This window comes from Enterococcus sp. LJL120 (assembly GCF_054871765.1).
On record NZ_JBTXLV010000012.1, the window covers coordinates 79245 to 90850 of the forward strand.

At 39.2% G+C, this 11606-nt stretch carries 11 protein-coding genes; 10 read left to right on the forward strand and 1 reads right to left on the reverse strand.

The features are described 5' to 3' along the window. The first annotated feature begins 210 nt into the window (after positions 1–210). From ACYSNU_RS16920 to ACYSNU_RS16955, 8 genes are all read left to right on the forward strand, one after another. Entirely contained in the window at positions 211–1221 is a 1011-nt protein-coding gene (locus tag ACYSNU_RS16920; protein ID WP_461738341.1) for a 3-hydroxyacyl-CoA dehydrogenase, read from the forward strand. A 262-nt stretch (positions 1222–1483) separates the two neighbouring features. Continuing rightward, a complete protein-coding gene (locus ACYSNU_RS16925; RefSeq protein ID WP_461738342.1) occupies positions 1484–1615 on the forward strand; it encodes a hypothetical protein in 132 nt (43 codons plus the stop codon). Between the two features lie 432 nt (positions 1616–2047). After that, the gene (locus ACYSNU_RS16930) at positions 2048–3403 is read left to right on the forward strand and encodes a sensor histidine kinase (protein WP_461738343.1); all 1356 of its coding nucleotides are present in this window, start codon (positions 2048–2050) and stop codon (positions 3401–3403) included. A gap of 373 nt (positions 3404–3776) precedes the next feature. Further along, positions 3777–4538, forward strand: a complete 762-nt coding sequence (locus ACYSNU_RS16935) for a LytR/AlgR family response regulator transcription factor (protein ID WP_461738344.1) — start codon at positions 3777–3779, stop codon at positions 4536–4538. Beyond that, positions 4529–5902, forward strand: a complete 1374-nt coding sequence (locus ACYSNU_RS16940; RefSeq protein ID WP_461738345.1) for a sensor histidine kinase — start codon at positions 4529–4531, stop codon at positions 5900–5902. The genes ACYSNU_RS16935 and ACYSNU_RS16940 overlap by 10 nt, the downstream gene beginning before the upstream one ends. Before the next feature lie 92 nt (positions 5903–5994). Continuing rightward, on the forward strand, positions 5995–6843 hold the full coding sequence (locus tag ACYSNU_RS16945) for an ABC transporter ATP-binding protein (RefSeq protein ID WP_461738346.1): 849 nt from the start codon (positions 5995–5997) through the stop codon (positions 6841–6843). Next, entirely contained in the window at positions 6843–7589 is a 747-nt protein-coding gene (locus ACYSNU_RS16950) for an ABC transporter permease (RefSeq protein ID WP_461738347.1), read from the forward strand. The genes ACYSNU_RS16945 and ACYSNU_RS16950 overlap by 1 nt, the downstream gene beginning before the upstream one ends. 70 nt (positions 7590–7659) lie before the next feature. Then, entirely contained in the window at positions 7660–7866 is a 207-nt protein-coding gene (locus ACYSNU_RS16955; protein WP_461738348.1) for a hypothetical protein, read from the forward strand. 90 nt (positions 7867–7956) lie between these two features. Here the strand turns inward: ACYSNU_RS16955 and ACYSNU_RS16960 are convergent, their stop codons facing one another. Continuing rightward, positions 7957–8937 (reverse strand): polyprenyl synthetase family protein, encoded by a 981-nt coding sequence (locus ACYSNU_RS16960; RefSeq protein ID WP_461738349.1) that lies wholly within the window; start codon positions 8935–8937, stop codon positions 7957–7959. A gap of 220 nt (positions 8938–9157) precedes the next feature. Between ACYSNU_RS16960 and ACYSNU_RS16965 the strand changes: the two genes are divergently transcribed. Both ACYSNU_RS16965 and ACYSNU_RS16970 read left to right on the forward strand, forming a co-directional pair. After that, the gene (locus ACYSNU_RS16965) at positions 9158–10057 is read left to right on the forward strand and encodes a 1,4-dihydroxy-2-naphthoate polyprenyltransferase (protein WP_461738350.1); all 900 of its coding nucleotides are present in this window, start codon (positions 9158–9160) and stop codon (positions 10055–10057) included. 55 nt (positions 10058–10112) lie between these two features. Next, the gene (locus ACYSNU_RS16970; protein ID WP_461738351.1) at positions 10113–11315 is read left to right on the forward strand and encodes an NAD(P)/FAD-dependent oxidoreductase; all 1203 of its coding nucleotides are present in this window, start codon (positions 10113–10115) and stop codon (positions 11313–11315) included. The last annotated feature ends 291 nt before the right edge of the window (positions 11316–11606 follow it).

Here is an 11606-nt window from a genome sequence, read left to right on the forward strand (position 1 = left end):
ACCGACAAAAGCCTATTGTAAAAGACTTTTCCGCAATTTTTGTCAATAAAAAGGGGGATTTCTTCTGGTGTTAACTGCTTAAATCTTTTTGGTGAAAACTAAAAAAATAGTTCAGAGAGTTTTTTTTAAAGCATCGTTTTTGCCTTCTAAAATTTCTGCACGTTATGATAACGATTGTTACTAAATGCGAAATTTTAGGAGGAAATTTTAATGGATTTTAAAAAGATTACCGTTGCCGGCAGCGGTGTTTTAGGCAGTCAAATTGCTTTTCAGATTGCCTTTAAAGGCTTTGAGGTGACAATTTACGATATCGATGCGGCGGCTATTTCAAAAGGGAAACAAGCTATTAATAAATTAGTCGAACGCTATACAGAAGAGTTGCAGGAGGCTGTTGAGCAAGCGGAAATTTACGAAGATGCTTTAAGCTACAATCGTAATTTATTACCCCCGATATCGCAAATAATGAAGGAAAAAGTGGCTGAACAAGTAAAACAGGTGGAAAAAGCAGCACAAAGCCTGCATTTTACAGATGATTTGCAGGCAGCTGTTGCCGAAGCAGACTATTTAATAGAAGCTGTTCCGGAGCAGGTTGCTATCAAAAAAGATTTCTATCAAAAATTAGCAAAGGTTGCCCCGGCAAAAACAATTTTTGCCAGCAATAGTTCGACTTTTCTGCCTAGTCAATTTGCTGAAGCATCAGGCCGACCGGAAAAATTTTTAGCGATGCATTTTTCCAATGAAATTTGGCAAAAAAATATTGCCGAGGTGATGGCCCATGAAAAAACTGATCCTCAAGTTGTAAAAGAGGTAATGCATTTTGCCGAAGCGATGGGGATGGTGCCAATCAAGATTGAAAAAGAACAGCCGGAGTACATCATGAATTCATTGCTAGGACCGTTTTTAGACGCTTCATTGAACTTGTTGGTGACAGGTGTCGCTGATCCGATGACGATTGATAGAACTTGGATGATTTCTACCGGAGCGCCGAGTGGACCTTTTATGACCTTAGACGTAATTGGCTTGCAGACAGCTTACAATATTTTCCAAAATTCTGCCGACGCAGCTGATGAACCCGACAACCATTATCAAAAGATTGCCGACCATCTAAAAAATGAGTACTTAGATAAAGGCCATTATGGTCAAGCAAATGGCCGCGGTTTTTATAGCTATCCGAATCCGGAATTTGCAGAGGAAGATTTTTTGCGGAAAAACAAAGGCTGAAAAAGGGGCTTTAGTTTATTAATTGCTAGTCCAATCAAAGAAAAGCTTTAGGTGCTTTTAACTGTTTAACAATCTCGTGAACTGGCTTAAAAAGTCCACGGAAAAATTCAAGTGACTCAGTCTGAAACAATCTCAATTATTCAAATAAGAAAAAAATGTGGCGAATTTCTGAAAATTTTCCCTTTAAGCTTTTCTTACTGCCAATTTAAGCTCTGCTTAATCTTCTTGACCTAAGCTGAAGAGTATAAAGGAGGCTGATTCTATGAAAATCACCGAGAAACTAAAAAATAAATGGATTGTTGTTAAAAACCGCTTTTTTAAAATTGGTCGCGATGTTGTCTATGAATTAGCTATTTTAGCCAGCGCCCATTACCTGTACGTGCATTTCTTCTAAAAAAATGAAATAGTTGGTCGCAACTTTGGAATCAAAATAATTTATCAAAGATACAGAGACTGTAGTCAATGTTTGACTGGATGCTCACATTTGTCCCTTTTTTGTCCCTTTACAGAGGAGAAAAACTTTGAGATTGTTATTGGCCCTTCGATAAAGTTGCGGCTTTTTTGTGTTTGCCATCGCATTTATTATTAAAAAATGTTAAAATTTTGATTAAAAAGACAATTGGATGTAAAGTTGCAAAAAACTTTCTTCCAATAACGCGGGATGCAGGCGTACCACCAGCAACTAAAAGCAATTTTTTCTTGGCCTGCCTTTTCTGATAATTGTCGGATGAAAATTGCTTCAGCTTAATTTTTGTTATGAAAACAGTCTGATTTTTTTTTAGAATTTCTGTGGTGTTTTGTTTTTAAGTGAAAAGGGGGGACTGACTTGAGCTATGCAGCCTATGTTGTTTTAAACTGGGTATATCTTTTAGGACAATTAGTGATGATTGCTATTTTTGTAAAACAGCTAAATGGTGTACCAAGTCAGCGTTCCTTTGTACCGTTGCTGTATGTAGGCTATGCCCTAGCCAGTTCCTTGTTGGGAAGTTCCTTAGTTTTTTCTGAAATTGAAGAAAAGGGCTATTACGATCTCAGTGTGTTTGTTCTGGTGCTGGCAGTCTTAATGCAAATAGTTCAAGCCTGTTTCATTCACTATCTGTATCCACTTATTACCAGAAGAGTTATTTTTTCTGCCGGCGTTTTCCTACTGGCTATTGTTGAATTTGTCGAGAGCTTGCAAAATATCATAGTGCCTAATTTTTTTAATGCTATAAATTTCCCTTATCTAGTGAAACTTCTTTTAACAGTTGGACCGTCTTTAGGGATAATGGCTATCTTAATCCTATTAAAACGCAGCAATTTTTATAAGGTATTGAGAAAAAGTCTACCCTCCTTTCGATTTATTTTCATTTTTATGGTCGCTTATTTTGTCTTAGAAACAGCTTTTTCTTTTTTTACGAACTTTCTAATTGAAAAAGTAGCTTTTTGGCGTCCGCTCTATGCTCTGAACAATCTTTTTTTGATTTTCGTGATTTTTATAATTTTCTGGCAGTATTTTCGAGAAAAGAAATTTGCAAATGCAGAATTATTACGCCTGCAACAGCAAAACTATTTGCAGCGCTTGGAAAAAGTTCAATTGGAGCTGCGCAAAGTTCACCATGATTATAAAAATGTCGCCACGGGCCTGTATGCGCAAGTGGAGGCTGGGGACTTAGCGGGGGCTAAAAAATATCTGAATGAAAAATTTTTACAGCTGGATCAAAATTTGCAATTGGATATTCAACAGATGAACCAATTGGCCCAGGTTGAAGTCGCTGAATTGAAGGCTTTACTATTGAGCAAGCTGATGCTAGCAGAAAAAAATGGTGTCAATATGACCTTAGAAGTGCTGCTGCCGGTTACCAACGTGGCAATCGAAATCAGTGATTTATTACGTTGTTTAGGCATCGTCTTAGATAATGCAATTGAGGCGGCGGAAGTAGCAGAAGTTAAAACGGTGCAGGTACTATTTTTGCAGGAATCAGAAGTCTTAACGATGAGTATTAAGAATGCCACTTGCCAACAGGTTGATTTGCAAAAAATTTTTCACGCCGGTTACTCCACAAAAGGTAGCAATCGTGGTTTAGGTCTGAGCATCCTGAAAGAAATTAGTCGCCGCTACCATAATTTCTTTGTGGAAACGCGTCTTGAGGCCGGCTATTTTCAACAAATTTTACTTTTACATGGCACTAAGGCTAATTAAAATTTGAAGCAAATTTTAACTTTTTAATGGGTATGATGATTTCAAGAGTGGTGCAGATGAAGAGAATTTTTTTTAGGTATTTCAACTGAGATGCAATACTGAAAATAATCAAAAATTGTGACATTAGTCTTTTTACTGGTTGAAATCCTGCGCTATAGATTGTTTGTTTCTATGGTCAAGCAACCTACGAAAAAATATGTGTGCTTCTGCGGCCCATTAGGTCTCAAAAGCAGATTGATAATATTTCGTGGCTTTTGCTAGATAGGGTTCATGAAGTTTAGCTCTGCTTTAGCTATTAGCAAACTCTGCTTCTCTGTTGGTTTGAATTTTATTGGTTGGTTAGAAAAAGGAAAAGGATTATAGGGGTGTTTGAATGGTACCAATTTATATTTGTGAGGATGAGCGGCCGGCCCGTGAATTTCTGCAGAAAATGATTGAAAATTTTTTATTGATTTATGATTATGATATGGAGATTGTCTTGGCGACAGCGGATCCTTGTGCTGTAATCAAACATCGGGAAAACCAGCAGCAGCCAGCAATTTATTTCTTTGACGTGGATTTACAGCGTCCAGATTATAACGGCTTTACCTTGGCCAAAGAAATCCGCAAACTGGATGCCAGAGGCTTTTTAGTCTTTGTTACTACCCATGAAGAGCTGATTTTTGAGACTTTTAAATATCGTCTGGAGGCGATGAGCTATTTAGAAAAAGATCAGCCGGAATTATTAAAACAGCAGGTGCAACAGTGTCTGAGCGACATCAATCAGCTGATTTCGAGTGATATTAGTAGTGAGCAGACTTATTATACAATTACAGGGGACACTAGTTATCAAATCCCGCTAGCTGAGATTATCTTTTTTGAAACAGCTGCTCCCCATCGGTTAGTCCTTCATTCGAAAAATCGGCGGATTGAATTTCGTGGAGATTTAAAAAAGGTTCAAGAGGAAGTCGGCGCTGATTTTATTAAAGTCCATCGCTCTTATTTGGTCAAGGCCAGTAGTATTGCAGAAATCAATTTCGGCGACAATCAATTGGTTATGCAAAATAACGCCACCTGCTTATTATCCCGGCAAGGCAAGCGGGCATTGAAGGAATATTTGGCACTCCACAAAAATGAGGGGTTATTATGGGATTAATCAGTGTTGTGGTCATCACAACCATCATGAATTTTAGCTGGCAGGTGGCCATTTATTTAGGTATTCGTAATTTGACCCGAACCGTCAGCCCTAGAAAATATAAATGGCTGATTTACGCAGGGTTATCTCTTTACGGCGGTCTGACAGCAATGCTAGCGTACTTGCCGTTTCTAGAAATTCAAACATGGCTGAGCTTTACTGCCATTATTATGGCCGTCGATGTGCTGACAACTATCGTGGGTATTTTTGTTCACCAGTACATTTTTCCGCAGGTTAAAAAGCGCATCATCTTTTTTGTTTTTGTCTGTGTGTCGTTATTTGTCAGCTTTTTTCAAGTTTTTTCAGCGGCAATTTTACGGCTCTTGTTACAGTCTTTCTTAAACACGACTTGGGGATATTATGCTTACGTTTTAGGAGATGGGCTGTTGTCTGCTGCGGCCATCATTTTCTTTTTTCAATGGTTTTCTAGAAGGAAGGCCTTTCGCATTTTCCAAAAGGTCTTAGCCTTTCCCAACTTTACATTTATCATCAGTCTTGTTGTCTATTTTATTTTGCAAGTTATCATCCACTCAGTTTTACAGTCTGCGCAAAATCAATCCATGGTGACGCTGATTTTTTGGGGGGCTTCGTATTTATTAGTGCTGGCGTTAAGTCTCTTTCTTTTTTGGCAGTATTTTAGAGAGCAGCGCTTAAAAAATTCAGAGCTTTTAGTGCAGCAGCAACAAATCTATGTCAATCGGTTAGAGAAAATTCAACAGGAACTGCGTAAAATTCAACATGATTATAAAAATGTCGCAGCTGGTGCTTACGCCCATATGGAGGCGGGGGATTTGGCAGCCGCGCAGAAGTACATCAGTCAAAAATTGCTGAAAATGGATCAAGGGCTGCAGCTGAGTATTCAACAGGCCAACCAGCTGACCAATATTAAAAATATTGAGGTCAAGACTCTCTTGATGACAAAAATCGTCGCAGGTGAAAAAAATGGCGTACAGCTGATAATCGAAGCAATTGAACCGATTGCTTCGATTGCCATGGAGAGCAGTGATTTGCTGCGCAGTCTGGGGATTTTACTGGATAATGCGCTTGAGGCTGCCGCAAAGACCGAAAAGAAACAAGTGCAGGTGGCCTTTATCCAGGATGAAGAGTTGATTATCTTAGTAAAAAATCCTGTCGAAGATTCTTCCTTGGATTTGCAAAAAATCTGGCAGAGTGGCTATTCAACTAAGGGGAAAAATCGTGGTTTAGGTTTAGGCAATCTCAAGGAGATTTTGTCCCGCTATCCTCATATTGTCAGCGAGACTCGTCTTAGAGACGGGCAATTTATTCAAATTTTGACGATTGGTAAAACTAAATTTAGCTATTAAAGACCGAAAATGACAAAATTCGGTCTTTTTTTGACAGTTATAGCCGGTTAAAGGGCAACTGCCTTAAACTATTGTCAAAGGAGCTGAAAAAGATGACGCAATTATTAAAGTTAAAACATATTTCCAAAAGCTTTGGCAACAAAGAAGCCTTAAAGGATATTAATATGACCATTTCTGAAGGCGAAATTTTAGGGTTTTTAGGACCATCTGGGGCTGGGAAAACGACAACCATTAAAATTTTGACAGGACAAATGACGCAAACCAGTGGGGAAGCGGTTATCCTCGGTCAAGATACTCGAAAAATCAACGAAAAAATTTATGAGCAAATCGGTATTGTCACAGATGCTTCTGGTTTTTATGAAGAATTCAGCGTATTTGACAACTTGATGCTGTTTGCCAATCTATTAAAGGTAAAAAAAGAACGGGTCAACGAGTTAATTGACCGCGTTGGATTGACTGAACAAAAAAATCAATTAGCAGGAAAATTATCCAAGGGTCAAGGACAGCGCTTGATTTTAGCCCGGGCCGTTTTGCATCAACCGAAACTTTTATTTTTAGATGAACCGACTTCTGGCTTAGATCCCACCACAGCGCTAGAAATACACCGTTTACTGTTGGAATTAAAAGAAGCGGGCATGGGGATTTTTCTGACCACCCATAATATGGAAGAAGCCACCAAGCTATGTAATCATGTGGCTTTATTAAATGAAGGCCATATTGTTGAGTTTGGCACTCCGCAGGAAGTTTGTCTGCGCTATAACACTAACAAGCAATATCGGGTGATGCTCAATTCCAGCGAAGAGTACGTACTGGAACAGACACCGGAAAATATCCGCCAGATTTCCGAATGGATTTCAGAAGATTTACTAGAAACCATTCATTCCTGTGAACCGACACTGGAATCAGTCTTTTTAGAAGTTACTGGAAGGGAGTTAAGCTAATGAATATGTCACTACAAAAAACCGGCGCTTTAACTATTTTCAAATTTAAAGAGCTGCTGAAAAATAAAACCTTTTTGCTGAGTGCTATCTTAGTACCGGCAATGGTGGTTGGGTTTCGTCTGTTGTATGAAAATATGCTGGCCGGAGAAACCCCACCGACTTCTATTTTTAGCATGGTCTTAAATTTAGGGGTAACCTTTAATATTGTGATGATTTCTCTGTTGATGCCGGCTAACATGCTGGCTAAGGAAAAAGAAAAAAATACACTGCGGGTCTTGATGACCTCTTCTGTCAGTAGTTTGGAATATTTTATTGCAGCGGTTGTTCCGACCTTCTGTGTGTCTCTAGTGATTAACGTCTGTGTTTTATTTTTAAGCGGCTTGGATTTAAACTTGATTAATATCCCACTATTTATGGTGGTTACAGCTATCGCTAGTCTTATCAGCTGTGTGATTGGCATGGTCATTGGTTTATTTGCCAAAAATCAAATGTCTTCTGGAAATATTGCAACGATGATTATGCTGGTTTTGATGATGGTTCCAATGTTTTCGACGATGGTGGAGGGCTTGAAAACCTTCAGTGATTTCCTTTATACAGGAGTGGTCACCAACTTAATTACCTCGATTTCAGAAGGTAACCGAGGAGCTCTCACCACACAAGATTGGCTAGTTTTATTCGGCAGCTTTGTCGTCGCCATCGCTATTTTTATGGTCAGCTATCGTAAATTTGGTTTTACTAAAGATTAGTTTAAACGACTAGCTTGTTGTGATTTTGGAAAAAATGTTTGAAGAGTATTTTAAACCAAGGAGTAAAGTAATGGAAGAAAAATACGGAACGATTAGAAACGGTTTCTGTTGGATGGGCATTACTTTGGCTATCCTCTGTAGTTTTACCCAATTTTTTGAGTTTGCCAAAACCATCAGTTTCTACTTAGCAGTAGGCAGTCTCTCATCCCTTTTTATCGGTGTGGTATTGCTGATTGTTATTCGGCTGAATTCAAAAAGTCCTGCAGGAAAACAGTGATGCAGACAAATTTAGGCTGATTTTTCAGTAATTCACCTAGCAAAAATAAATCAAAAACAGTGAAGGGCACTTTTACCCCTTCACTGTTTTTTAATGACTGCGTTTCAATAATAATTTCGTTAGTTTTAATAATTGTTTTTTTGATTTACCTGCTGGCAGTTTTTCAATATCTGCCAGTGCTTGGGCTGAAAAATCATTGGCGTATTTTTTGGCTGCTAAGACACCATCGTTGGCCACTACTAATTGTGCAATTTCTTTTGCTTCAGATTCGCTGATTAAATGGCCTTTTTCAAAGTAGAAGCTGAAGGCAACGGGATTTTTTTCCTTCGCCAAAAGTAAGGGTAGCGTATAAACCCCTTGAGCCAAATCCTCTAAAATTGGCTTATGCAACTCGGCCGATGTCGCCGTATAATCTAAAATATCATCGTAAATTTGAAAGGCTAGACCGATATTGCGGCCGATATTTTCGGCTAACTGTTGAACTTCTGCGGTCATGCCAGCAAAATAAGCCCCCTCCAAACAACTCAAGGCAAATAATTCCGCCGTTTTGCCGTCAATCGTTTGAAAATAATCCGCCAGCGTTTCTTCCGCATTGAAGCGGCTGTTCATCTGGTCTAATTCCCCTAAAAGTAAATTTTTCATCGAGCGGGCATTACGCAATAATAATTGTTGATTGTCGATGGCTTCTGTCACCAATTCAAAGAAAACTGTAAATAAATAATCGCCGGCATAGACAGCAATATCCTTACCAAATTCGGATTGCAGGGTAATTGTGCCCCGCCGCAATGGCGAATCATCAATGATGTCGTCGTGGATTAAGCTCGCCATATGCAACAGCTCTAAAGATGCCGCCACTTTGACTAAATTCTGCGCATTCTCAGGCGCGTTTTCGCCCATTTCTGCAAAGATATAAAAGAAAGCCGGCCGCAAAAGTTTGCCACCAGACCGATTCATTTTTAAAAAAGCCGCCGAGATTTCCCGGTTGCGGACCGTCAGTCGCTGTTCAATTAATTGACAAACCTCAGTCAGACGGGTATTAATATTAGGGTATTGATCCCAATAAGAAAACATGTGTAAATCCTTTCTCAACTCCAGCTGTGACGCCGTAATGCATTTGTTTTTAAGCAAACAAAGAAAAAAGCTAGTCCACCTTTGACAGTCGGCTAGTACGGCTTTATTGTACATGGAAGTTATCGGAAATACAATTAATCTGCCAAGATTCTTTTGGCTGAAAATAAAGAAGGAAGCTTTTACTCACAGAGAATTGGCAGAAACATAAAAGGAGTCGGAAATGAAATTATCGGTATTTTTAGAATTAGTGGAAATAAAAGCAAAAACGGCGAGTATTTTGCCGTTTTTTATCGGCCTTTGTTACAGTTGGTACAATTATCACGAGGTGCGGGTGGGCTATGTGGTGTTGTACTTCATCGCAATGGTGATTTTTAATATGGCGGTCGATATTTTAGATAATTACAATGATTACCACCACGCCACCGAAGTCCATGATTATCGGGAAAAAACCAATATTATCGGTCGGGAAAATTTATCCTTGAAATTAGTTTTTAATATGATGGTGACGATGATTGTGATTTCGGCTGTTATGGGCATTGTCTTGGCCTATTATGTCGGCTGGCCGCTTTTTTTTATGGGGCTTTATTGCTATTTAGTAGGAATTTTTTATTCTTCCGGACCAAAGCCGCTGTCGAGTCTGCCTTTAGGAGAATTTTTTTCCGGCTTTACAATGGGGATGATGATTTCGCTCATCTGTGTTTATCTGAATACCTCTGATGTTTTTCAATGGAATTTAGCGACGCTGGGCTCAATTGCCTTAATTGCATTACCTAATACAATGTGGATTGCTAATTTGATGTTAGCCAACAATATTTGCGACCTAGAAGAGGACGAAAAAAATAATCGCTTCACAATCGTTCATTATCTTGGAAAAAAACGCGCTTTAGCGTTATTCTTATTTATGAACTTAATTGCAGGGGCGGCCTTAATTTTCGCCGTTGTATTCGGCATCGCTCCATGGACTATGCTACTAAGCTTTTTAGCTTTGCCAGTGATTGTAAAACAAATTCGCAGCTTTCTAAAAGTTCAGATTAAAAGTCAAACTTTTATCAATGCTGTACGGATTCTAGCGATTGGCGCGTTAGTTCAAGTGGTCACCTTTGCAATCGGTATGTTTTAAGTTAGCAAGCTGATAGACAAGTTTGCCTGTCACTAAATTAGAGGAGGAAAATAAGATGGAAGTAGTCATTTTAGGTGCTGGTTATGCGGGTCTGCGGGCGTTAAAAGCACTGCAAAAGGCCGATGATTTGCACATCACACTGATTGACAAAAACGATTATCATTATGAAGCTACAGATTTGCATGAGGTTGCGGCAGGTACCCAAAGCAAAGAATCAATCAGCTACTTGATTGAAGATGTGGTGGAAAGTAATAAGACGACCTTTATCAAAGGGGAAGTCGCAAAAATTGATGCGGAAAAGCAAACGGTTCTCTTAGCAGACGGTAAAGAAATTAATTACAATTATTTAATCGTCGCTCTAGGCTTTGAGTCAGAATCATTTGGCATTGCCGGTGTCGAAGAATTTGCACTACCAATGGTCAATGTTGAAACGGCTGACGCTGTTCACCAACATATTCTGGCAATGATGCAAAAATATCAAGAAACCAAAGACGAAAACTATTTAAAAATTGTTGTCTGTGGTGCAGGCTTCACCGGAATTGAGCTTTTGGGCGCCTTAGTGGAAGGCCGCAAAGAATACGCACAAATTGCCGGTGTCAAACCAGAAGACATTCAAATTTATTGTGTCGAAGCGGTTGACCATCTCTTACCGATGTTTTCTGAAAAATTGGCTGCCTACGGGATTGACCATTTAAAATCTTGGGGTGTTCAATTGTTAACCGGCAAACCAATTAAAGAAATTAAAGCCGATACTGTCGTCTATCAAGATGATGCAGAAACCAAAGCTCTAAAAGAATTAACCGCCAAAACCATTATTTGGACAACTGGTGTCAGCGGCAGTCATGTGATTGGCGCATCAGGCTTTGAACAACGGCGGGGGCGGGTGACTGTTACCGACCATTTGACAGCACCAGACCATGAAAATATTTATGTGATTGGGGATGTCTCTGCTGTGATGGATGCCGCCAGCAAACGGCCTTATCCAACGACAGCACAAATTTCTTTGAAAATGGGCCATTATGCAGCCAAGCATTTATTGGCAACTTTAAAGGGCCAAACGATTGCACCGTTTACCTTTAAATCATTAGGCTCAGTTGCTTCAATCGGTAACAGCCATGCCTTTGGTGTAGTGGGTGCCGCTGAAGTTAAAGGCTATCCAGCTTCCTTTATTAAAAAAGCAATTTTGGATCGTTCCTTATTAGAAACCGGCGGCATTAAAGAAATGCTCGCCAAAGGACGCTTTGATTTATACCATTAAAATATTTAGAACAACGGCAAGAGCATAGCCAAATTTTTTCTTAAACTTTCTTACGGAACAAAAATGTTTTTGAAAAAAATTAGGCGACAGCTTTTGCCGTTTTTTGTGCTAAAAAAATTTTACAGGGAAGGCTTAACGGAAGAGCCAAAGCCAATTAATTGGCACAGACTGTAGACAAAGTCCAACTTCTGGATGAAGTCTACAGTCTTTTCTTTTATAATAGAATTATGAAAACGAATTTAAGGAGAGAAAGCCTATGATGTCCAAACATGATGCCAATGGTCGCAATCA